This window comes from Bacillus sp. ISL-7 (assembly GCF_018613065.1).
The window spans coordinates 121,868-145,834 of sequence record NZ_JAGGQW010000021.1; the positions used below are offsets into that span (position 1 = coordinate 121,868).

Here is a 23,967-nt window from a genome sequence, read left to right on the forward strand (position 1 = left end):
AAGGGAGTTAGGTTTATGAAACATCGCTATTTACCTATGACTGAACAAGATAAGAAGACTATGCTTGAGGCAATTGGTGTTTCCTCTATTGATGAACTGTTTAGCGATATTCCTGAGAAAGTAAGATTTAAGGGTGAGTACAATATAAAAGCGGCAAAGTCTGAAACGGACTTAATGAAAGAACTTTTTAAGATGGCTAGTCGGAACGCTGACCTGAAAAGAAACGTATCTTTTATAGGTGCAGGTGTTTATGACCATTACATGCCTGTAATTGTCGACCATGTTATTTCTAGATCAGAATTTTACACAGCTTATACACCTTATCAGCCAGAAATTTCACAAGGTGAACTTCAAGCTATCTTTGAATTCCAAACAATGATTTGTGAGTTAACTGGAATGGATGTTGCCAACTCGTCGATGTATGATGGCGGAACTGCACTTGCTGAAGCAGCGATGCTTAGTGCAGGCCATACCAAACGAAAAACAATAGTTGTTTCCAGTGCTGTACATCCAGAATCACGTGATGTTCTTAAAACTTATGCAAAGGGTCAGTACCTTAATGTGATTGAAGTGCCAGTCAAAGATGGTGTAACAGATCTAGACGCATTAAAAGGACTTGTTAATGAAGATGTTGCAGCCGTTATCGTCCAATATCCAAACTTCTTTGGGAGAGTCGAGCCGTTAAAAGAGCTTGAGGAAATCATTCATGCAAATAAGTCCATGTTTGTTGTTTCAAGTAACCCACTGTCCCTTGGGGTATTAACACCTCCAGGTAAATTTGGTGCTGACATCGTTATTGGTGATGCGCAGCCATTTGGGATCCCAACTGCCTTTGGCGGACCGCACTGCGGATATTTTGCTGTCACTACTAAGTTAATGCGGAAAGTTCCAGGCCGTCTTGTTGGACAGACAACGGATGATCAAGGGCGCCGTGGTTTTGTCTTAACACTGCAAGCACGTGAACAGCATATCCGACGTGATAAGGCTACATCAAATATTTGCTCCAATCAGGCATTAAATGCCCTCGCTGCATCTGTAGCGATGACCGCACTTGGTAAAAAGGGTGTCAGGGAAATGGCTGCGGCCAACTTGCAAAAAGCTCATTATGCGAAAAACGCTTTCAAGGAAGCTGGCTTTGAAGTTGGTTATGATGGCCATTCCTTCAATGAATTCGTTGTGAAATTAACTAAGCCTGTAAAAGAAATCAATCAAAACCTTTTACAAAAAGGAATAATCGGGGGCTATGATCTAGGGCGTGATTATTCAGAACTGGCTAACCATATGCTGATTGCTGTAACAGAACAAAGATCGAAGGAAGAAATTGATACTCTAGTGAAAGAATTGGGGGATTTCCATGCATAATCAAGACCAGGCACTCATTTTTGAACTTAGCACACCAGGACGCATCGGCTACAGCCTGCCGGAAATGGATGTACCGGAACTAGATCTCAGCGGTCTCCTTCCTGATGGTTACCTTCGTACAGAAGAGCCTGAACTTCCTGAAGTTTCGGAGCTTGATATTATGCGCCACTACACTGCCCTTTCGAGGAGAAATCATGGCGTCGATTCAGGATTCTATCCACTAGGCTCGTGTACGATGAAATATAATCCGAAAATCAACGAAAATGTAGCGCGTTTTAACGGATTTGCACATGTACATCCGCTGCAAGATGAAAGCTCTGTTCAAGGTGCTCTTGAACTTTTATACGATTTGCAGGAGCATTTAATCGAAATAACAGGTATGGATGAAGTGACCTTGCAACCTGCGGCAGGGGCTCATGGGGAATGGACAGGTTTAATGATGATCCGTGCTTATCATGAGGCTAACGGTGATATGAACCGTACAAAAGTAATCGTCCCTGATTCTGCTCATGGTACGAACCCAGCTTCCGCTACGATTGCTGGTCTAGAAACAATTACCGTTAAATCAAATGAACATGGTCTTGTCGACCTTGAAGATTTAAGAAGGGTTGTTGGCGAAGATACTGCTGCATTAATGTTAACCAACCCGAATACGCTTGGACTATTTGAAGAAAACATTCTTGAATTGGCTGAAATTGTCCATGAAGCCGGTGGTAAGCTTTATTATGATGGAGCAAACTTAAATGCAGTTCTTTCAAAAGCAAGACCTGGAGATATGGGATTTGATGTTGTTCACTTAAATCTTCATAAAACATTCACTGGCCCACATGGCGGTGGTGGCCCTGGTTCCGGTCCTGTCGGGGTGAAGGCAGACCTTATCCCGTTCTTACCGAAACCGATTATCACAAAGCAAGGCGAAGAATATGTCCTTGATTATGACCGCCCGCAATCAATTGGCCGTGTGAAGCCATATTACGGAAACTTCGGTATCAATGTTCGTGCTTACACATACATCCGCTCGATGGGACCAGATGGCTTAAAAGCGGTAACAGAGTACGCTGTATTAAATGCGAACTACATGATGAGAAGGCTTGCTGAATATTATGATCTACCATTTGATAGACATTGTAAGCATGAATTTGTACTCAGTGGAAGACGTCAGAAAAAATTAGGCGTTCGTACATTGGATATTGCGAAACGTCTGCTTGATTTTGGCTACCACCCACCAACCATTTACTTCCCATTAAATGTGGAAGAGTGTATTATGATCGAACCGACAGAGACCGAATCAAAAGAGACACTGGATTCGTTCATCGATATTATGATCCAAATTGCTAAAGAAGTGGAAGAAAATCCAGAAATCGTTCAAGAAGCACCACATACAACAGTGGTTGGCCGGATGGACGAAACAAAAGCAGCCCGTAAACCAATTTTGAAATACCAAGAAGCTTAATAAAAGGAAAGGTCAGATTCGAAAAATAATCTGACCTTTTATCTTGTGTAGCAGTTTTTGAAATTTAAAAAGGCTCCGAATCCGGAACCTTTAATGGTATCTTATTTCTTAGTTTTTACTTTACCTGACCATTTTTTGAACCCGCCTTGTAGCTGAGTAAGGTCTCGATAGCCTTTTCGGTGTAAGAATTGGGCTGCACGTGCACTGCGCATTCCACTCTGGCAATACAAATATACTGGCATATCAGAACGGATTTCTTTCATACGCATTTTCATTTGCGACATTGGGATATTACGTGCTCCTAAAATATGGCCGCCTTCGAATTCGTTTGCTTCACGAACATCTATTAGTTGTGCCTTTCTGTACCCCGCACGGAAGTCTTCTTCTGTTACCGTTTTAACAATTCTTTTCTGATAGAAAAATGTAAAAACGGAATAAATGATAACTGCTACAATGATGATTAATAATGGATAAAGTGAACTCAATTTCTTTTTGCTCCTTTCAAGCTTTCCTGCACTAGTATTTATTATATAAGTCAATCCGATAAAGATAAAGATGAATGCAAAAAAATCTTTTGATATTGCCTAAATAATTATAGCAGAAACATCTTATTTTGAATCTATATCAGATTTTGGTAGACTTAATTACGATATAATTATAAAAAAATGAGGTTTTAGAATGAAAAAAGAAGTTTGGCGTTTTATTGATACTGGAAATAGTTCACCATCTTTTAATATGGCTTTAGATGAAGCGTTACTCGATTGGCATAGTGAAGGGAAATTTCCTCCAGTGATTCGTTTCTATGGCTGGGATCCGGCAACGCTATCAGTAGGATATTTTCAAAAGGTAGAGAAAGAAATTGATATGGAAGCAGTTAAGGCTCACCAATTAGGTTTCGTAAGAAGACCTACAGGAGGACGTGGCGTTCTGCACGAGCATGAACTTACCTATAGTGTCATCGTTTCTGAAGAACATCCAGAAATGCCTAATTCTGTTACAGAGGCATACCGAGTAATTTCTGAAGGGATTTTAAAAGGTTTTCACCATTTAGGACTTGAGGCATATTTTGCTGTCCCAAAAACAGCAGAAGAACGGGATGCATTGAAAAACCCTCGCTCTGCAGTATGCTTTGATGCTCCAAGCTGGTATGAGCTTGTGGTGGAAGGCAGGAAGGTTGCCGGCAGTGCACAAACGAGACAAAAGGGTGTAATTCTACAGCACGGCTCCATTCTGTTAGATTTAGATGAAGATAAGCTATTTAGTTTATTTAAATATCCAAGTGAGAGAGTTAAGGAACGTATGAGAAAAGCATTTAAGGATAAAGCGGTTGCTATCAACAACATTAGTCCAAGAAGGATTTCACTTGAGGAAGCAAAGGAAGCTTTTTATAAAGGCTTTGCTGAGGGCCTAAATATTGAGCTTGAAACTTATCAATTAACCGAAGAAGAACTAGCTTATGTTGAAAAGATTGCAAAAGATCGCTATGAAAGTGATGAATGGAATTATAAAAGATAATTAGTAACGGCGAATTCGCCGTCTTTTTTTGTTGCCTTAACGATTAATGTAAAGAAGCAAACTGCGAAATTTGTTGAATTTTCCTGTTTTCTGACGAAAATCTATTAAAAGCTATTGATTACTTTTAATTCTATTATTTTTTAAGTTTGACAAAATAATTATAGTTTGCTTGACATACAATATATAGTGGTGTCGAAAATATTTTCGGTACTATATATTGATATTTAGTTGATTTATTCAGGTGGGCTATGATAACCTAAAAATACAAACCAACTAGATATAGCGTAAACCTGCTAGATTTAGCACAATAGGTGGATTTTTATTTTAGAAGGAGTTGTTCTAATGTCTGTAGTTTTTAGACAAACAATGAATATTGATTTTGAAAGGTTGAATGAGGATATTCAATTATTCCCCCAGGTGCATCCAGTTACCCCAGATATGAAAATAACTCACAAGGGTGTTTCTCGTTTGGTCATGTTGGACCGCTATACCTTTAAAGATACTGCAAAAATTACTCTTACAAACGGCGACTTTGTTGTTTTAACTATTAAAGAAGATCCGAAATTTCCAGCTCGTGGTCTTGGTTACATTATGGAAATAGACTGGGAAAAGAAAAAAGCGAAAGTTTTAGTCGAAGAGGAATTCAGGGGAGTACTCGATGATCCTGAGGAAGCTAGTACGGGTGTGATAGTCAGATCCTTAGATGTAATTGAGAAGCCTTTGGAGCTCTTCTATGAGCAAATTGCGAAGCGTAATGCTACTGGTCTTGCTTCTGTAGAAAAGACGGAAGAGAAGCGAAGAGAATGGACTGAGAGGTTTTATCAAGAGCTTGTTAATATGAACTTCATTCCTGCAGGACGTGTTCTTTACGGAGCTGGGGCAGATACTGATGTAACATACTTTAATTGCTATGTAATGCCGTTTGTTCCTGACTCTCGTGAAGGTATCTCTGATCATCGTAAGCAGGTAATGGAGATTATGAGCCGAGGCGGCGGTGTTGGAACAAATGGCTCGACGCTGAGACCGAGAAATACACTGGCTAGAGGCGTAAATGGTAAATCATCTGGATCGGTTTCATGGCTGGATGATATTGCGAAATTGACTCATTTGGTTGAGCAAGGCGGATCCCGTTAACTAACTCCAACGGCGGGATTAAAATCTCGTGAATTGCTGGAACACCCTTAGAGCTTTATCAACCACAACGTGACTGGTAACGGTGAGCGTGAAGGTTTGAAAATGATAAGGATTGGGCAATCAGCAGCGAAGCGTCTCTGGAAACGGAGATGAACGTTCAACGACTATTGAAACTCCCTAATTCTTACTTAAAACTTTACACAAAAAAAGGTGTGAATTTTGTATGGGAGAAATGGGAGGAGTAAGCCATAATGTACGGAAACGTCGTTATGGGGCGCGAGACAAGGAAGTGTTAATACGAGAAATTATTAATCTCCATAATAGTGGTTTTAGCCAAGTAGACATTGCCAAAAAATTAAAATTAAATCGTGGTACAATTAAACGTTGGAATGATGAGCTTAGCTTTATTGAATCCAGATCCCCTGGAGAAGCAGGTAAGCTCAAAAATAAAATTCATAGATATGATGAAAACTTCTTCGCAAAAATTATAAATCCGAACCAGGCTTATTTATTGGGTTATATTACTGGTGATGGAACAATATATGATCGCGGAAAATCAAAGCGATTAATTATAGCTTTGGCAGAAGAAGATAAACAGCTTATTTATGATATTGCTAAAGAATTTAACATACTTGGTGCTGTTAAGTTTCGAAAGAAAAATAAAGACAATGAACAAAACAAGTATTCTTTAGCGATAAATTCAACAAAAATGTGTAACGATTTAATTAATCTTGGAATAAGCCCAAGGAAAACAGGCAAAGAAAAATGGACTAATTTTTATGATGATAATCTTAATTGGGCCTTTTTAAGAGGATTTTTCGATGCTGATGGCCATATTAGAGTTTATGAAAGAAATGGTTATCTAAAAGCTAGAATGGGCTTTACCGGCAATGTTGAAATGTTGAAATCAATTTTACTTTTTTTAAAATCAAAGGGATTTGGAAAAAACGTTAATTCAATAACACATAAACAGGGGTGCTCGGATTTATATTTAAGCAGTGTTAATGAACTTCGTTTGATTTTTAAAGAAATGTATAGATATGGAGATATAAAACTTGCTCGAAAATATGAAAAGTTTACTTCCTTGATGATATAGTCTGATCTCATGTGAAAGCATGAGAGCTAGGCAGAAATGACCTAGCCACTCAATGTTTGAGTGTAACAAAAAAGCGTGGAGCACAAATGATCATGTTGGCCGACTGGCATCCAGACATTATTGAATTTATTATTTCTAAGATGCAAAATCCTAGAATTCTACGATTCTTGATTGAAAATACAAATGATGAAACGATTAAAAAACTTGCTAAAGACAAGCTAAAGTTCACCCCTCTAACTTTAAGGGAAACTGCAATGTACCAGGGAATTGTAAATTATAAAAACATTCCTGGGTTCGGTGGATTTGATGAAAACATCATCGCAGATGCAGAAGAGAAATTATTAACTGGCGGTAATTACACGGTCCACAATTCAGAATTCCTTACTGGTGCGAACATCTCTGTCTGTTTAACAAAGGAATTTATGGATGCTGTAGAAACCGATAGTGACTATGAACTCCGCTTCCCGTACGTTGAACAATACGATCAAGAGGAAATGGAGATTTACAACCAAGAATGGCATAAAGTTGGTGACGTTCGCGAGTGGGAAAAACAAGGGCATAAAGTACGAGTGTACAAAAGGTTCAAAGCAAAAGAACTTTGGAACCTAATCAATATTTGCGCGACCTACTCAGCTGAACCGGGAATATTTTTTATCGATAACGCAAACGACATGACTAATGCAAAAGCATATGGACAACAAGTTGTTGCAACAAATCCATGTGGAGAGCAGCCTCTCGCGCCATTTTCCGTCTGTAATCTTGCAGCTGTCAATCTCGCTGAGATGGCTGATAAGGACACAAAAACTGTTGATTTTGAAAAGCTAAAGAAAACAGTAGCTGTGGGCGTACGGATGCAGGATAATGTCATCAACGCAACCCCGTACTTCCTGGAAGAAAATAAAAAACAGGCGCTTGGTGAACGACGTGTAGGGCTTGGAGTCATGGGCTTACATGACATGCTGATTTATTGTGAAACGAAGTATGGATCACCAGAAGGAAACGAACTCGTTGATCAAGTATTTGAAATAATTGCAACTACTGCATACAGAACATCAATTGAATTGGCAAAAGAGAAGGGAAGTTTCCCATTCTTAACTGGTGAAACAACATCAGAAACCAATCGATTAAGACAGGCCTTCATAAATACAGGGTTTATGAAAAAAATGCCTGAAGATGTCCGCCAATCTATTTTAGAAAACGGAATTAGAAATTCCCATTTACTAACTGTGGCACCTACTGGATCCACAGGGACCATGGTTGGAGTTTCCACCGGACTTGAGCCTTATTTCTCATTCTCTTATTTCCGTAGCGGACGCCTCGGTAAATTTATCGAAGTAAAAGCGGATATTGTGAAAGAATACTTGGATCAGCACCCAGAAGCAGATGAAAACAATCTTCCGCACTGGTTTGTTACATCAATGGAGCTTTCAACTGAAGCCCATGCGGATGTTCAATGTGTCATCCAGCGCTGGATAGATAGTTCTATCAGTAAAACTGTCAACGCACCAAAAGGTTATAGTGTAGAGCAGGTCGAAAAAGTTTATCAGCGTTTGTACCGCGGCGGGGCAAAAGGTGGAACTGTTTATGTTGATGGTTCCCGCGATTCTCAGGTACTAACACTAAAAGCTGAAGAAAACACCAATGAACAATTATCAATTTTTAATGAAAAACCGAAGCAGCATGTTGTCCTTGTTGATACAATCAGTGAACTCCGCTCAACAAGTGTAACGATCGGCTCTGAAGTCGGTAACACTTGCCCAGTCTGCCGGACTGGAAAAGTAAAAGAAATGGGTGGTTGCAATACCTGTGCAAACTGCGGCGCTCAATTAAAATGTGGTTTATAATACGTATTTTTTAGAGGGGGAGAAAATCCCCCTTTTTTTGTGTTATAAAGGTCAATATCCGTCCCTGAAAGTTACATTATACTGCATCATATATAGCATATTTTGCTAATTGAAGTAGAACGAAGTCGGAATTTGTAATATAACTGTAATCTACCTGTTACGACCATGTTACTCTTTTTTTGTATATTATGAGTAACGGAGCACACAGGGGGATTAAACAATATGTTGAAAAAAATCATTTCAACCATGGCTATGGCAATTATTCTAAGTTCATTGTTTACCACTATGGGTGATAAAGCGGAAGCGGCCTATTACCATACAAAAGCAATCTCAGTAGCAAAATCAAATCTTGGCGTTCCATATAGATGGGGTGGATTAACACCTAAAGGTTTCGACTGCTCTGGTTTGGTTAAGTATTCTTACGGTAAGGCTGGAAAAGTATTGCCACGGACGGCAGCTGATATGTACTACAAGCAAGGATATCGTGTTAGTTCTTTACAAACAGGAGACTTGATGTTCTTTGCACCGAATAAGGCAAGCAGACCTACTCACGTTGCGATTTACATTGGTGGCGGAAAAATGATTCAGGCTGCATCTTCAAAAGGAGTTTCAATCGCTTATACAAGCAATAGTTATTGGAAACCAAGATACATTGGAGCAAAACGATTATAATGAAAAGTTAGGCGGTTTCAATATAGTTTAGTGACCAAGAACATCGAGCAAGGGCGATGTTCTTTTTTATATATAATAAATTTTCTACTTGTCCTTGGTACTATTTATTAAAATTACCGCTTAAAGATGTAAAAACGAGTACATCTTTGGGAGTGGCTGCCATGTATATAGACGGCGTTTTTTCTGGAGGAGGAATAAAAGGGTTTGCACTTATTGGAGCCTGCGAAGAAATAGAAAGTAAAGGTTTGCGATTTGTCAGAGTGGCGGGAACGAGTGCAGGATCGATCGTTGCAGCATTAATTGCCGCTGGCTACACAAGTAAAGAAATCTTCCAATTGGTCGACGAGTTAGATCTCTCAAAAATAATGGATGCCCGCAAATCAATTATCCCTTTCCCTTTTGCAAAATGGCTGTTTGTCTATTGGAAGCTAGGACTTTATAAAGGCAATGAACTTGAAAAATGGATTTGTAAGAAACTTGAAGCCAAAGGGTTAAGAACATTCGCTGATTTGCCCCCGAAGGCACTTCGAGTAATTGCATCAGACCTATCAAATGGGCAAATGATTGTTTTACCTGATGACTTACAAAGATATGGCATTTCACCTGGTTCATTTCCAATCGCAAAAGCGATTAGAATCAGCTGCAGTATCCCATATTTCTTTGAACCTGTTAAAATGCGTACAATGGATGGAATGAACATTTTAGTTGATGGCGGGGTCCTAAGCAATTTTCCTATGTGGCTTTTTGATAAGGAAAATGCACAAAAGGTAAGACCTGTCCTCGGTATTAAATTAAGCCCAAGTGAATATGAAACTGAAAAACATAAAATAAAAAATGCGATTCAACTATTTGGAGCCCTATTTGAGACGATGAAGGATGCACACGATTCTAGGTACATTTCTAAAAAACATGTAAAGAACATTATCTTTATACCGACTGAGGGTGTGTTATCAACAGAATTTCATTTAACAGAGGAAAAGAAACATGAGTTGTTCGATCTAGGAAAAGAGAGAGCAAAACAATTTTTGAAGACATGGGGTTATTAATAGGGATTAGACTAGGGTAAAAAGAAAATCGAGCGCCTATAGAGACGCTCGATTTTTCTTTTTACCCTTTTTACCGTCGATAACAGTTAAGTGAGCAGGAGATTTCTTTTTTGTTTTGTTGCTCTTCTTTAATGATGCTAGCGTCCCAAGAGAGGAGGTTTTTACAGCCCCGTCTCCACTCTTTTGCAGTAATCGTTTTTTTGATTTTTTGGCGGCTTTAAGAAATGCACGCTGCTCTTTTTTCTGAGGGTTTGATTTGGAAAACTTCCGTACTAGGAAATAAACGACTAAAACAATCAATGCGATGACAACTATTCTCTGAATGAAACCGGCCGGATTAGCTGTAAATGAACCAATAAGGCCAAGTAAAGCAAGAATGATAAGTCCCCCAACAACAACATTAACAAATGTCCGATTTTTCAAGAAAGCCACCTCCCTAAGAGCATCTTAAGCATTTTTTTATTCTTTTAAACACGATAAAACAAGAATTTAGACAATTTCTTCGCTTTTAACCAAGTACTCAGATTCCTTTTCTCTTCTTAATAATTCGTTAAAAGAAAGTATTGCCACTTCGACTTGATCATTTTGTGGTTCCTTCGTTGTTATTAGTTGCAGCCAAAGACCAGGATAACCTAGATACTTTAAAACTGGAATATCTTTAAGTTTATTAGTTAATTGAAGGATTTCAAAAGCAATACCCAAAACCACAGGAATTAAGAGGAGACGGTCGGCCACCCGTAACCAAAGCGGAGTTGAAGGTACCAGCATATAGACAAAAACACCAACAAAGACTGTAAACAGGATGAAACTACTGCCACAGCGGTAATGCAGACGGGAATGAGCCTGCACATTTTCAACGGTTAACTCAACTCCAGCTTCAAAGGTATTTATTACTTTATGTTCGGCACCATGATATTGAAACACCCTTTTTATCAATGGAGTAAGTGAAACAAAATAAATATAGGAAATTAATAAAATTAGTTTAAAAAAACCTTCCACTAACACTTGAGCAAAATGCGTTGGAAAAATTGGTTTTGTCAAAACTGCAAGGAACACAGGGATCAGCGTAAAAGCAAATTTACCAAATAAAAATGAAATCACACCAATTGCAGCAACACCAAGGTACATGGTCAATTTAGAGACTTCTTTTTCTTTTATAATTTCATCTTCTTTTGGATCCACATCAAATCTTTCCGTCGAGAAGTTTAAATGTTTCGATCCATTTGCACTCGACTCAATAATTGCGATAATCCCTCGCAGAAATGGGATTTTCTTTAGGATTGTAAAATAAGGATTTGCTTTACGAGGCAAATGAAAATATTCAACAGATTGATCCTTCCTGCGTACCGCGGTAACATAATGATGTTTTCCGCCAAACATAACACCTTCGACAACCGCTTGGCCGCCATAAACGGGTTTTTGAGAATTGGACATATATTTTACACCAACCTAATCTATAGTTGCACAACAGCTGAAAGATAAAATCTGTATGTACTTAATTCTATTCTACTAGAAAAACAAAAAAACCTCTAGGAATGACATAATATTTCCAATTAAAAAGTTTTTTTATATGTAAGGGATTGAATACCAAAGGACATAATAAGAAATGGAATTTATTATGGCCTTTCGTTGTCCCAATTATAGGACAGCATATCAAGTATATATAACAGCAAAAAGGGCACTTCCCGAATAAACAGAAAGTAAACGGAGGTTGTTACAATGGCGATTGAGAAGAAACTAGGAAATTATCCTAAGCCCATGTCCTTTTCGGTAATGGTATTTTGGACGGGTTTATTTGGAGGTCTGTTTTGGGGATTGATTGGCTGTATTGCGTCCTACTTAAGTTTTACAGAAATTCGTCCCAATGTCATTCTAGAGCCATGGGCACTAGGGCATTGGAAATACGAATGGCTGGGGACCGTCATTTCCATTATTTTAATTGGAATATGTTCCGTGATAGCAGCATTTATTTACTATGCAGTGCTGAGGAAATTCACAGGGTTTTGGTTTGGACTTGGCTATGGAATTGTATTATTTTTGGTGGTGTTCTTTATTCTAAATCCACTATTTCCAGGTATTAAACCATTTTTTGATCTAAAAAGAGATACGATCATTACATCTGTTTGTATTTATATCGTATATGGAATCTTTATTGGATATTCCATAAATTATGAGTATCAAAATACTAACGAGCAAGTGAACGAGGAGTCCTCCTAAGTTACGATTAGTCGGATGAAGTAGGTTGTGATAAAATATTTTTGTCCTCATATGGATTTGAAAAGGAGAGTGGAGAGCAATGGAAAAAATAGAAAAACTAAGATCTAATTTTTCAACACTTGGAATTGATGGGATTTTGATCACTAGCCCATATAATCGTCGCTATATTTCAAACTTTACTGGCTCAGCCGGTGTAGTTTTAATTAGTGCGGAAAAAACTTTGTTTCTTACGGATTTCCGCTATATTGAACAAGCGACTAAACAATGCCAAGGTTTCGAGATTATAAAAATAACCGGAACGATTCCTGAAGAAGTTGCACAACAAGTGAAGAACCTTGGAATTCAAAAGCTGGGATTTGAAGAGGATTTTCTAAGCTACTCCTCCTTTAGATTATATGATAAAGAAGTTGATGCTGAACTTGTTCCGTTTTCTGGTGTAATCGAAAAGTTACGCTTGATAAAGACTGATGCAGAGATTAAGATATTAAAGGTAGCAGCTGATATTGCTGATGCTGCATTTAAACATATTTTAGACTTCATTGGTCCAGGAAAAACTGAATTAGAAGTATCTAATGAGTTAGAGTTCTTTATGAGGAGAGCTGGTGCCACTTCCTCTTCATTTGATACAATCGTTGCTTCTGGTCATCGCTCAGCACTTCCACATGGTGTTGCTAGCGATAAGGTAATTGAAGCAGGGGATATTGTAACAATGGACTACGGCTGTTACTACAATGGATATGTTTCTGATATTACGCGGACTATTGCGATTGGAGAGCCAGACGCACAGCTTAAAAAAATTTATGAAGTTGTACTTGAAGCTCAATTACTTGGAATGGCGGGAATCAAACCAGGTTTGACAGGGAAGCAAGCAGATGCAATAACACGAGACTACATAAAAGAAAAAGGTTATGGTGAATACTTTGGTCATTCAACAGGGCACGGTATCGGACTTGAGATCCATGAAGGCCCTGGTCTATCGATGAAGTCTGATGTAAAATTAGAACCTGGAATGGTAGTAACATGTGAGCCGGGTATCTATATCCCAGGTCTCGGCGGCGTTCGGATTGAAGATGATACATTGATTACAAAGGACCATAACGAAGCACTCACACATTCTACAAAAGAACTAATTATAGTGTAATGATTTTTAGGAGGATCTTAATATGATATCTGTAAATGATTTTAAAACAGGATTAACAATTGAAGTGGATGGCGGCCTATGGCGTGTCCTTGATTTCCAACACGTAAAGCCAGGTAAAGGAGCAGCCTTTGTTCGTTCCAAGCTTCGTAACCTTCGTAATGGAGCAATTCAAGAAAAAACATTCCGTGCAGGTGAGAAAGTAGAGAAAGCTCAAATCGATAACCGTAAAATGCAATATCTTTATGCAAGCGGTGATAATCATGTATTTATGGATATGGAATCTTACGAGCAGGTAGAACTTCCTGCTTCAAGCATTGAGTATGAATTAAAGTTTTTGAAAGAAAATATGGAAGTACAAATTATGATGTTTAATTATGAAACTCTTGGAGTAGAATTACCAAACAATGTAATTTTAGAGGTTGCTGAAACAGAACCGGGTATTAAGGGGGATACGTCTTCTGGCGGTACCAAATCAGCTACACTTGAAACAGGTCTTTCTGTTCAGGTTCCTTTCTTCATCAATCAAGGGGATAAGTTAATTATCAATACGACTGATGGATCATACGTGTCACGTGCATAATCAGTTCAAAGCCTTAGTCCGAAAATTGTCGGATTAAGGCTTTTTTTTAACAATTCTTAATGAAAACTCCTTATATCCCCCTAACGGTATGCTTAAAAACTTCACTAAATAGTAAGAATTAGTTACTTATTGACTAATTTATTTTTGCTAAACTGAAATAGGAAAAAAATAAAAAGGAAGGGGTGCTACAGAAAATGAAACGAATAACATCTCTCTTGTTCCTTGGGATTTTGTTTGCAATTATATCCGCTGGCTGCAGTTCTAAACTTAATGATCAAAGTTGGAAACTTGATAAAAAACATTCGCCATTACCTGATTTTGTTCTAAATACATCAGAAAAAATTCAAGAAACGTATGTTATGGCAGCAACTTATCCAGAGGTAGTTGCGCAGGTTCCATGCTATTGTGGTTGTGTTAATGACGGTCATAAAAGTAACCTTGATTGTTTTATCAAAGGAATGGGACCAGAAAATGCAGTTGAAGAATGGGATTCACATGGTATAGCCTGAGATACATGCGTCAATATCGCCCGGGAGGCGGTAGAAATGCATCTTGACGGAAAAAGCCCAGCGAAAATTTATGATTTATTAACAAGAAAATATGAAGATATTGGGGAGCCAACCCCAACACCTGAACCTAAGTAAGGGGAAACCCATGAAGAAAATACTAATCGGATTTTACATTTTGATTATTATTGGAATTATTGTCTGTTTAAGTAATAGCCGTATTTTTGATAGCAAGAAATCAGAAGCAATTGCTGCTGGTGAAAAGGTATATAACAAAAATTGTATATTTTGTCACGGCGAAACAGGAAAAGGAGAAGGCTCAAAAACGGGGACGGCTTTAAATAGCCAGAATTTTTTAAGCTCCGTATCCGATAAAGACTTGTATAATTATGAGAAATATGGAAGAGAAGGCACAGTCATGCCTGCTTACGGTCCTCGAATGTCAGATAAGGATTTAAAAAACCTTGTTGCTTATATAAGAGACTGGCAGACAGAAGAAATCGAGTTTGATGTTCCAAAAACGATTTCAGGTAATCCTGAAAATGGAAAAGCACAATATAATTTATATTGTCTCAATTGTCATGGTGAAGCAGGGACAGGTAAGGATAAAATGGGAACCGCTCTCACTAATCCACAATACCTGAAATATACAACTGATAAGAAAATATGGATTAATGCAGCCTACGGTCGTGAAGAAACTAGAATGGGTCCTTCATTAAAGGGGCTTGAAGGTGCACGCCAGCTCAAGAAAAAAGATATTACCGATATTGTTACCTATATCCGATCTTTGGAGAAAAAATAAACTGAATACAGCATAAAAGACCTGAATCCATTACAAAAGGATACAGGTTTTTTTTGCCCATTTTTAATGTGTGAACATTTTGTGGTGGTTTTTTGTCGAAACCGCAACGATTTTTATCCTTTAACAAAATGTTCAAGAGTGAATCAACAAATAAGGATTGATAAAGATTATATTTATTTCAAAGAGGACTATAGTGAAAAATAGTACTTTCTAGTGATAAGTTTTTTAAGTCAAGGAGGATTAAGATGCTTAAAAATAAGTTGTTGGCATTATTCGTAATCGCATCATTTTTAACGAATTTCATCATCCCGAATGCTAGTGCTGAAACAGCCTTTCAGGCAGAAAAATTTCCTTTTAAGGAAATGCAGATTCAGGTAATGCCAGAGTTTGATTATCCCGAAGGTTGGTCGCGAGATATTCCATCTTTACTAGTGGGACAGTACGGAACAATTACCAATAAAAGTGGTCAAGATTTCGATGGGAAGATTAAGATTCCCGTTCCAGCAATGGAAAAAGGCTTTGAAGCCTTCTTGGTAGCAGAATTCCCAGAAAAAAATAAGCCTGAAGTACAACGTCCCTATGATGTCGATAAAGAAAATGGGATCATTACTTGGAAACCAGCTAAAACAATTAAGACTAACGAAACCTACGAATTTGTCATTGAGTACTATACAAAGTCAATTAACGTGAAGGACAACAAGAGCTTTACATATGAACTTAAAAATAAAGCTGATATCGAGCTGTTAGATGTTATCTTTTATGCTCCAATGGATGCAAAGGAAATAAATATTGAGCCAAAAGCAGCAAACAATTCGAAAAATGAATATGGAGAAGAGCTCTATTACTATCAATACAAAAATGTAAAGGCAGATTCTGGCTTGAAATACTCTTTCTCATATAAGAAAGATGGTACCGAATCAACAATGGAGGCGATCAATAAAAAGCAGCCACCAAATGATGAAAACCATAGTGGTGTAACTGCAACAGACCAAGTTGTTAAAAACGGGGGAACCACTAATTCATCAAAACGTCCAATTATCGGGCTGGGTGGTGCATCGATCATCGGTATTGCAATCATCATTGCCGGACTCTTTGTTTTTATTGGCTTAAAAGGAAATAAACAATCAGCATCTAAGGCAGCCAGTCAAAATAAAAAACAACCGAAGAAGCCGTCTCCAACGGTTAAAAAAGACAACAAAACAGCGAATTCTGAAGAAAAGAAGGAACTGCGCAAAAAACTTTTAACTGGAAAGATAGACCAAGAAATGTACGAAGAAGAAATGAAAAAATTAATCTAATGAGGTGAGAAGAATGAAAAAAAATACGATTATCATGCTTGGTGGGTTTATTATTGCAGGAGCTATTGTATTCCTTCTGATGGCAGCAACTCCTGGTTCAAGTGGTGTTGAGTTAACGATGAAAGAGCTCTTGGCAACTCAAGATCAACATAAAGATGATTTTGTAACTGTAGAAGGATTACTTATTGAAGATTCAATTAAATGGAATCCAGACAAAATTGAGTTGAAGTTTGATGTTAAAGATAACGACGGAAATGTTATGCATGTTATTCATAATGGTACCAAACCAGATAACTTTGCAGAAGGTGTCATTACTATTCTCCAAGGGGCTCCGACCAAAAAGAATACATTTGTGGCAGAGACAGTTAAAACTAGATGTCCTTCAAAGTATGAAGGAAAAGATATCAAAAATTATAATCCAGAGACACATAAAGATAAGTTAAATAAAACACCGAATGAAAAATAACAGGCTAACTTAAGAAGGTGACCAAATGTATTTATTTGCCAACGCAACGATTTATATAGGCTTAGCCATCGCAATTTATTCACTCCTCATTATCACGTTGGGGATTAGCACGAAAAATCAAAAGTTTATTAACAGTGGTAAAAGTGGATTGATTGCATTATTAGTATGTTCATCACTTGCAATGCTTTCATTGTTCTACCTATTAGCTACCTCTCAATTTCAATACGAATATGTTCATGATTACACAAGCAGTGAACTACCTATTATATATAAACTTACCGCACTATGGGCGGGTAATGCAGGCTCGTTGTTATTGTGGACATTCTTCTTAACTCTTTATACTTGTATGATTGCTTTCTCACGGAAGTTAAAAGGAAACCCGATGATTCCATACATATCGGCCATCTTACTTGCAAATGCGGTTTTCTTCTTTTTTATTTTAGGTTTTGTTGCAAAACCCTTCCTTCTATTAAATGAGATTCCTATAGAAGGAAAAGGATTAAATCCAATGCTTCAAAATCCAGGAATGATCATTCATCCTGTCACACTTTACCTTGGCTATGTAGGTCTTGCCATTCCATTTGCTTTTGCGATGGCGGCATTGATCTTGAAAAATGTCGATGATTTCTGGATTAAAATGACTAGACGTTGGACAATTATTGCCTGGTTATTTTTAAGTCTTGGAAATATCTTTGGTGGTCAATGGGCATATGTTGAACTTGGCTGGGGCGGTTACTGGGCATGGGATCCAGTTGAAAATGCCTCCTTTATGCCATGGTTAACAGCAACGGCCTTCTTACATTCCGTTATGATTCAAGAACGGAAAAACATGTTAAAAATTTGGTATATCAGCTTAATCATTGTCTCCTATGCACTTACCCTATTTGGTACATTCTTAGTGCGAAGCGGAGTACTGACATCTGTCCATGCCTTTGCTAATTCAAACCTGGGATTATACTTCTTAATCTTCATGGGTGTGGCAGTCATCGGAGCACTATATGTGTTAATGAGCCGTTACAACCTGCTGAAACGCAGTGCAGGGGAATTTAATTCCTTTGTTTCTAAAGAGAGCAGCTTCTTAGTAAATAATTTATTACTTGTCGGAGCAGCCTTTGCCGTATTCTGGGGGACGATTTTCCCGTTAGTATCGGAAGCAGTACGTGGTACAAAAGTAACGGTTGGTCTGCCATTTTTTAATAAAGTTGAAGCACCAATCTTATTATCAATGATGTTTGTCATGGCAGTTTGTCCAATGCTTGCTTGGCAAAAATCTACCGTGAAAAATCTTAAGAAAAACTTCATGATTCCAGCCATCCTCGCTGTTCTTGGCATGATTTTGATGGTAGTGTTAGGAATTCAAAAAGTATGGGCAGTCATTGGTTATGGAGTAATCATTCTATTATTAATCACCCACTTCTTAGAGTTTTATAGAGGTGTAAAAGCTAGAAGAAAATTGACTAAAGAAACACCACTAGTGGCGCTGTACCGCTTGATGATTCGAAATCGCCGCAGGTATGGTGGATACATCGTTCACCTTGGTATTGCCTTCATCACGATGGGGATTATTGGTTCACAGAATTATGATTTACAAACAATGAAAACAGTCGATTTAGGGCAGTCAATTGAATTAAAGGATTATCGTATCAACTACGACCGACTTGATCAGAAGAAAGAAGGCATTAATGATATCGTCTATGCCGATGTAACCGTTTTTAGAAATGGTAAAAAGCTAGGCACTTACCAGCCAGAAAAGGTATTTTACGGTAACTGGGAACAGCCTTCTTCCGAAGTGGCGATTATATCTTCGCTTAAGGAAGACTTATACATCGTGTTAAGTGCCTGGGAAGATGATGGAAAAGCTACATTTGTTGTAAAGATTAATCCAATGATGAACTGGTTATGGATTGGTTCATTCATGATTGTTATGGGCGCTCTGTTCGCCGTTTGGAATGGAAAATATGGAAATGTCACTCCGAGGTACACAGGAGTACGCAGAGAGGTGTCTTAATATGAAAAACAAAATTTATATTGGCCTTCTCATAATAGCGTTCATTTTTCAAGGATCATTCCTGCGCGTTGAAGCAGCAAAACAGATTGACTATAAATCAGCTGAATTCAAAGCCGTTGCTCAGCAATTCGCCTGCACATGTGGCTGTGGTCAGGATCATTATGAATGTGATCCGAATACGTGCAATCTTACCACAGAATTTAAAGCAGACCTGGTTGACATGATGAACAAGGGGTGGGATAAGGATAAAATTCGTGCCTATTATGTCAATATCTATGGTGAAGAAATATTGACTTCACCTGAAAAAAGCGGTTTTAGTTTAACAGCTTGGGTTCTCCCGTTTGTAGTATTGGCCGCAGCGGGAATATCATTGTATTTCGTTATTCGTAAATGGGTTAAGAAAAAAGCCTCAGATGAAACTGTTGCTGAGTACCAGAACACCGAGGATGAAGTAGAAGGAGAAATACTATCTTCCATGATTGATGAAGAACGCAAAAAGTATCTTTAGGATGTGAACAAAATGCAAGATATCACAGTCATCTCGATTATTTTTACCACCATATTTGCGCTAGCTTGTCTGTTTCTAATATTATCACCGTTATTTAAGTGGGATGCTTATTTACATGTTAGTTCAACGGGTCAGGATATCGGCGCCACGAAAGAAGCACTATTAACAACACTTAATGAAATAGAATTTGAGTACAAGATGGATAAAATCTCACACGCTGATTATAAAGTTTTAAAGAAGCAATACGAAACAGAAGTTGCCAGCCTTATGAAGGAAGAAGAACAATTGATGGATACAAACATTGATAAAGATTTAATGGATGAAGTTGAAAAAGAAATTGAAGCTCGAATGAAAACTTATAAGAATAAAAAGGGGGAAGGAAAGTGATCAAAAAAATCACGGTTTTCTTCCTCGGACTGATGCTATTCATTCCATTTCATGGATTAGCAGCTTCTGATTCAAAGGTTTCGATTGATATGCATTATATCGTTGTCAGCCCTGCAGAAGATGGCTCAACGAATATGATGAATATGGTTAATTATACTAATACCTCAGCTGAAGAATATAAAGGTGACGGTAAAAGTGAAGCGGTCTTAAATGTAACCCTTCCCGAAGGCGCAGAGGATCTCAACTTTTTAGACAATAAAGTTGCCTTTAAAGAGGTTGACAAAGGATTCATTACAACCACGGCAATTCCAGGAAATCAAACGATGGTGTTGCCTTACAGTTATCGGATAGCGAAGGGAGAAGAAATTAATTTAAAAGCTGACTACAACGTACAAATGATGCAAATTCTCGTTCCAGAAGGAAGAGGGAGTATTGAAGTTAAGGGGGCTGTTGCAACCAGTCAAGGCAGTTTTAAATTCGATGACGAAAATTATTTTGGATACAGTATCGAAGGGATTAAAGCTTATCAATCGTTTACACTTGTTTATAAGCCAGATGTACAGCCTGCAGCGAATGAGACAAAAAAGTCAGAAACAACTAATAAAAGTAATAGTTCGGTTACACACACGGCGCCTGCCTTTCATAATCCAGGCCATCTAAGAATATGGGCACAGTCCCCGCTACACCGCTTTGATCCACACGTCTTTTTAATCATTATAGGAGCTATTGTATTTGCTGGAATCTCCTATTATATCTATTTCAGAAGGAAAGCAAAGCTGGAAGAGGAAAGACTTGGAGCAGATAAAGAAGAGAAGGCATTTAAACTTTTAATGGCAAAGCAAAAAGCCATAATGGATAAGAGCATTGAATTGGAAGAATCCTTCGGAGATGGAAAGCTTTCAGAGGATGAATATCATGCAAAGCTAGAAGCTTATAAACAGCATCTTGTCCAAGTAAAATTAAACTTACGTAATTTTGTAGAGTAGTAGCTGGGATGGGAGAGACTGCAAATGATAGAAATAAAAAAGCTAATAAAGCAAGCGGATAATAAGCTCATCCTTCGTGGTGTAGATCTCTCAATCAAAAAAGGAGAAACGGTTGCCATCCTTGGACCAAATGGTGCCGGAAAAAGTACGCTTCTAAAAGTACTCACAACCTTAATAAAACCTACATCTGGGTCTATATTGGTTAATAATATGGATTTGAAAAAAAATCATATCGAAATAAAAAAAATAATGGGTTATTTACCCCATTCCAGTTTGCTTTATGATCATTACTCTCCATTAGAAAATATTGTGTTCTTTGGGAATATCTATGGTGTTAAAAATGTTGAACAACGAGCGATTGCACTTGTCAAAGAAGTAGGTTTGTCATTCTTTTTAAATGAACCGGTAAAGAATTTCTCCCGTGGAATGATTCAACGGATTGCGATTGCACGAGCGATTGTTCATGAACCGAGAATTCTCCTTTTGGACGAACCGCACACAGGATTAGACCAAGGAGCAATTACCATACTTAATAACGTTATTCTTTCCATGAAAGCAAAAGGCACAACTACTTTAATGGTTACACATGATTTCAAACAAGCAGCTGAAATCTGTGACAGAATTATCATTGTGAAAAATGGCAAGATCGTCGATGATTTTAGGATTGAAAATCAAAACTTAGGTTTTGTTTCTGAAAAATATGAGCAATTAGTGGAGGGAGTATCATGAACCTTTTTCGAACAGCCCTCTTACTAGCAAAAAAGGATTTATATTCCGAATTAAAAACAAAACAAATTATGGTGACCCAAATTATTTTCGCTGGTCTGGTGATTGTTGTTTTCAGCTTCGCCTTTGACCCTGCCAATAATACAACAAAAGCAGTTATACCTGGAGTCATTTGGGTCATTATCGTCTTTGCTGGAATTTTAGGGCTTAACAGATCATTTATATCCGAGCAGAGAAATGATACGATGCAAGGATTATTGGTTGCACCAATGGAGGCAACGAGCATTTATTTAGGAAAGTTCTTAGCCAATTTTTCGATGATGCTGATCGTAGAACTGGTTTCCATCCCGTTTTTATTTTTGTTATTTGATTTCAAATTTTTTGGCAGCATTCCTTATTTTATCTTAGTTGTATTCTTAGGTAGTTTTGGATTTATCGTCATTGGAACATTCTTGGCGGCATTGGCAGCCAATTCCAAAAGCAGTGAGATGCTGCTTCCACTATTGCTGTTTCCAATTACAACGCCAATCCTAATCGGGGTTGTTCAAGCCACTCGAATCATCTTAACGAATATGGAGAAATTTTCAAGTGCAGTCGCTTGGATTCAGTTAGTCACTGCCTATGATGTTATCTTCTTTGTTGTTTGTTTCTTATTAATTGATTATGTGCTGGAGGTTTAAGTGATGAGTATGAATCTCGAACGAGAGAAAGCGGTACTTACTGGATCTCAATTAACTGTTAAGAAGAGCCCGGATCTATCAAAGATTTTGTTTGGTGCTACAGTTATTTCCATGTTGGTCGCCCTTTATTTTATCTTTATCTTTTCTGCTGAAGAAGTATCGATGGGAGCAGCCCAAAAAATCTTTTATTTTCATGTTAGCTCAGCATGGCTGGCGTTCATGGCATTTTTTGTGACATTTGTCTTCAGTATTTTATTCTTAGTCAAACGGAAAAGAATATTTGACACCTATGCTTATATTTCTGCAGAAATCGGTGTGGTCTTTACGATTATTGTCTTAACAACTGGCCCAATTTGGGCAAAATCATCATGGAATACTTGGTGGGTTTGGGAGCCGCGGTTAATTACAACGTTAATTCTTTTCTTTATCTATATAGCCTACATTATGATTCGTCAAATGGATGGAGTATGGGATAAAAAAGCCAGGCTTGCTGCTGTATTTGGAATCATCGGGTTTGCTGATGTTCCAATCGTATTTTTCGCGATTCGCTGGTGGCAAACAAAGTTTCACCCAATCGTGTTTGGTGAGGGACCTTCCCAAAAAGGTGGAGGTATTGAGAGTTCTATGCTAGTGGCGTTGTTTGTTTCACTTGCAGCATTTACCATTCTATATTCATACCTTCTTCATAAAGCAGTTTCTTTTGAAAATATGAAAATTAAAGTAGAGCGCTATAAAGAAAAATTAAGAGAAGAATTGGAAAAATAGGAGGAATTTATCATGGGTTTTGAATTTATGTATAGTGCCTATTCTGTTGCATGGGTTGTTATTTTTGGATATATGTTAATACTCGGTAAAAGACATTCAAAGCTTAAGAAAGAAATTGAATTCTTAAAACAACTAGAAAAATAACTAGTAGTAATAATTAGGCCTGTGAAGCATAAACAGGCCTTTTGCATAGAACCTTACTGGTGTCAGGAGGAAATACGATGAACAAGCGGGTCATCAAATTACTCGTATTGATTCTTATTGTTGGTATGTTTGGTTTCTTTGGTTATAGTTTAGTTACAAAAGGTGAACATACAGATGTTGGTGATAAGGCATATAATTTTTCGTTGCCAAATTTGGATGGAAGTACAACTAAGCTCTCCGATTTTAAGGGGGAAGTGGTTATTCTGAACTATTTTGCCAGTTGGTGTGCTCCATGTAAAGAGGAGCTGCCAGAGCTAGAATCCTTCCAAAAAGAATATGGTGATCAATATCATTTTTTTATGATTAATCGCGGCGAGACAATGGATAAGATTAATAAAGTAACGGAGAAAAATAAAGCCGGAATGAACTATTTATTTGATTATAATGCAAAGGTTTCTAAAATGTATAATGTGACAGGGCAGCCTGAAACCTTTGTGATTGATAAACAAGGAATAATTAGAGAACATTTTAACGGTCCAGTTACAGAAATGCAGTTATATAATTGGGCAAAGAAATATGATAACTAAAACTCACAAAAAAGGATTGAACCTGATCATAAGGTTCAATCCTT

The 23,967-nt window shown here is 37.7% G+C and carries 25 protein-coding genes and 2 pseudogenes; 24 read left to right on the forward strand and 3 right to left on the reverse strand.

What is annotated here, in order from left to right; genetic code table 11:
* Positions 1–15: 15 nt before the first annotated feature.
* Both gcvPA and gcvPB read left to right on the forward strand, forming a co-directional pair.
* The gene (gene gcvPA, locus J7E66_RS06325) at positions 16–1,362 is read left to right on the forward strand and encodes an aminomethyl-transferring glycine dehydrogenase subunit GcvPA (protein WP_214998521.1); all 1,347 of its coding nucleotides are present in this window, start codon (positions 16–18) and stop codon (positions 1,360–1,362) included.
* Positions 1,355–2,815: an aminomethyl-transferring glycine dehydrogenase subunit GcvPB gene (gene gcvPB / locus J7E66_RS06330; RefSeq protein WP_214998522.1), complete on the forward strand. Its 1,461-nt coding sequence runs from the start codon at positions 1,355–1,357 to the stop codon at positions 2,813–2,815. The genes gcvPA and gcvPB overlap by 8 nt, the downstream gene beginning before the upstream one ends.
* A 101-nt stretch (positions 2,816–2,916) precedes the next feature.
* On the opposite strand, the gene J7E66_RS06335 is transcribed toward gcvPB, so the two are convergent.
* Positions 2,917–3,300, reverse strand: coding sequence for a rhodanese-like domain-containing protein (locus tag J7E66_RS06335; RefSeq protein WP_214998523.1), 384 nt, complete (start codon positions 3,298–3,300; stop codon positions 2,917–2,919).
* 193 nt (positions 3,301–3,493) lie between these two features.
* Here J7E66_RS06335 and J7E66_RS06340 point away from each other — a divergent pair, with 193 nt between their 5' ends.
* The 6 genes and pseudogenes from J7E66_RS06340 to J7E66_RS06365 all read left to right on the forward strand — a co-directional run bounded on the left by J7E66_RS06340 (position 3,494) and on the right by J7E66_RS06365 (position 10,122).
* Positions 3,494–4,330 (forward strand): lipoate--protein ligase family protein, encoded by an 837-nt coding sequence (locus J7E66_RS06340; protein ID WP_214998524.1) that lies wholly within the window; start codon positions 3,494–3,496, stop codon positions 4,328–4,330.
* A gap of 342 nt (positions 4,331–4,672) precedes the next feature.
* Positions 4,673–5,461 (forward strand): annotated as a pseudogene (locus J7E66_RS06345) (ribonucleotide reductase N-terminal alpha domain-containing protein); the annotation flags it as partial.
* A 226-nt stretch (positions 5,462–5,687) separates the two neighbouring features.
* Positions 5,688–6,560, forward strand: coding sequence for an LAGLIDADG family homing endonuclease (locus J7E66_RS06350; protein ID WP_214998526.1), 873 nt, complete (start codon positions 5,688–5,690; stop codon positions 6,558–6,560).
* A 50-nt stretch (positions 6,561–6,610) separates the two neighbouring features.
* A pseudogene (locus J7E66_RS06355) lies at positions 6,611–8,404 on the forward strand (vitamin B12-dependent ribonucleotide reductase); the annotation flags it as partial.
* Positions 8,405–8,626: 222 nt separating this feature from the next.
* Entirely contained in the window at positions 8,627–9,076 is a 450-nt protein-coding gene (locus J7E66_RS06360; RefSeq protein WP_214998528.1) for a C40 family peptidase, read from the forward strand.
* A 161-nt stretch (positions 9,077–9,237) separates the two neighbouring features.
* Positions 9,238–10,122 (forward strand): patatin-like phospholipase family protein, encoded by an 885-nt coding sequence (locus J7E66_RS06365; RefSeq protein ID WP_214733183.1) that lies wholly within the window; start codon positions 9,238–9,240, stop codon positions 10,120–10,122.
* 36 nt (positions 10,123–10,158) lie between these two features.
* On the opposite strand, the gene J7E66_RS06370 is transcribed toward J7E66_RS06365, so the two are convergent.
* Positions 10,159–10,554 carry an SA1362 family protein gene (locus J7E66_RS06370; RefSeq protein WP_308162475.1) on the reverse strand — a complete coding sequence of 132 codons (396 nt, stop codon included), beginning with the start codon at positions 10,552–10,554 and terminating at the stop codon, positions 10,159–10,161.
* A 57-nt stretch (positions 10,555–10,611) separates the two neighbouring features.
* Positions 10,612–11,556 (reverse strand): DUF1385 domain-containing protein, encoded by a 945-nt coding sequence (locus J7E66_RS06375; protein WP_214998530.1) that lies wholly within the window; start codon positions 11,554–11,556, stop codon positions 10,612–10,614.
* A 285-nt stretch (positions 11,557–11,841) separates the two neighbouring features.
* Here J7E66_RS06375 and J7E66_RS06380 point away from each other — a divergent pair, with 285 nt between their 5' ends.
* The 16 genes from J7E66_RS06380 (at position 11,842) to J7E66_RS06460 (ending at position 23,923) form a co-directional block, all read left to right on the forward strand.
* The gene (locus J7E66_RS06380; protein WP_214998531.1) at positions 11,842–12,339 is read left to right on the forward strand and encodes a YqhR family membrane protein; all 498 of its coding nucleotides are present in this window, start codon (positions 11,842–11,844) and stop codon (positions 12,337–12,339) included.
* 79 nt (positions 12,340–12,418) lie between these two features.
* Positions 12,419–13,480 (forward strand): M24 family metallopeptidase, encoded by a 1,062-nt coding sequence (locus J7E66_RS06385; protein ID WP_214998532.1) that lies wholly within the window; start codon positions 12,419–12,421, stop codon positions 13,478–13,480.
* Positions 13,481–13,502: 22 nt separating this feature from the next.
* Entirely contained in the window at positions 13,503–14,060 is a 558-nt protein-coding gene (gene efp / locus J7E66_RS06390; RefSeq protein WP_088088945.1) for an elongation factor P, read from the forward strand.
* A gap of 194 nt (positions 14,061–14,254) precedes the next feature.
* Complete coding sequence (locus J7E66_RS32780) at positions 14,255–14,704, forward strand: PCYCGC motif-containing (lipo)protein (RefSeq protein ID WP_374103831.1); 450 nt, start codon at positions 14,255–14,257, stop codon at positions 14,702–14,704.
* 40 nt (positions 14,705–14,744) lie between these two features.
* Positions 14,745–15,368: a c-type cytochrome gene (locus J7E66_RS06405; RefSeq protein WP_251032785.1), complete on the forward strand. Its 624-nt coding sequence runs from the start codon at positions 14,745–14,747 to the stop codon at positions 15,366–15,368.
* Between the two features lie 245 nt (positions 15,369–15,613).
* Positions 15,614–16,666, forward strand: a complete 1,053-nt coding sequence (locus tag J7E66_RS06410) for a hypothetical protein (RefSeq protein WP_214998535.1) — start codon at positions 15,614–15,616, stop codon at positions 16,664–16,666.
* A 13-nt stretch (positions 16,667–16,679) separates the two neighbouring features.
* Complete coding sequence (locus J7E66_RS06415; protein WP_088088940.1) at positions 16,680–17,132, forward strand: cytochrome c maturation protein CcmE; 453 nt, start codon at positions 16,680–16,682, stop codon at positions 17,130–17,132.
* A gap of 25 nt (positions 17,133–17,157) precedes the next feature.
* On the forward strand, positions 17,158–19,140 hold the full coding sequence (locus tag J7E66_RS06420) for a heme lyase CcmF/NrfE family subunit (RefSeq protein ID WP_214998536.1): 1,983 nt from the start codon (positions 17,158–17,160) through the stop codon (positions 19,138–19,140).
* A 1-nt stretch (position 19,141) separates the two neighbouring features.
* Positions 19,142–19,648, forward strand: a complete 507-nt coding sequence (locus tag J7E66_RS06425) for a cytochrome c-type biogenesis protein CcmH (protein ID WP_214998537.1) — start codon at positions 19,142–19,144, stop codon at positions 19,646–19,648.
* A 12-nt stretch (positions 19,649–19,660) separates the two neighbouring features.
* A complete protein-coding gene (locus J7E66_RS06430; protein WP_214998538.1) occupies positions 19,661–20,035 on the forward strand; it encodes a hypothetical protein in 375 nt (124 codons plus the stop codon).
* Complete coding sequence (locus J7E66_RS06435; protein ID WP_214998539.1) at positions 20,032–21,021, forward strand: hypothetical protein; 990 nt, start codon at positions 20,032–20,034, stop codon at positions 21,019–21,021. Before J7E66_RS06430 ends, J7E66_RS06435 begins: the two co-directional genes overlap by 4 nt.
* Before the next feature lie 24 nt (positions 21,022–21,045).
* On the forward strand, positions 21,046–21,750 hold the full coding sequence (locus J7E66_RS06440; protein WP_214998540.1) for an ABC transporter ATP-binding protein: 705 nt from the start codon (positions 21,046–21,048) through the stop codon (positions 21,748–21,750).
* Complete coding sequence (locus J7E66_RS06445; protein WP_214998541.1) at positions 21,747–22,427, forward strand: heme exporter protein CcmB; 681 nt, start codon at positions 21,747–21,749, stop codon at positions 22,425–22,427. Before J7E66_RS06440 ends, J7E66_RS06445 begins: the two co-directional genes overlap by 4 nt.
* Before the next feature lie 3 nt (positions 22,428–22,430).
* Complete coding sequence (locus J7E66_RS06450; protein WP_214998542.1) at positions 22,431–23,192, forward strand: cytochrome c biogenesis protein; 762 nt, start codon at positions 22,431–22,433, stop codon at positions 23,190–23,192.
* 12 nt (positions 23,193–23,204) lie between these two features.
* Positions 23,205–23,336, forward strand: a complete 132-nt coding sequence (locus J7E66_RS06455) for a CcmD family protein (protein ID WP_214998543.1) — start codon at positions 23,205–23,207, stop codon at positions 23,334–23,336.
* Positions 23,337–23,413: 77 nt separating this feature from the next.
* Positions 23,414–23,923, forward strand: coding sequence for a TlpA family protein disulfide reductase (locus tag J7E66_RS06460; RefSeq protein ID WP_214998544.1), 510 nt, complete (start codon positions 23,414–23,416; stop codon positions 23,921–23,923).
* The last annotated feature ends 44 nt before the right edge of the window (positions 23,924–23,967 follow it).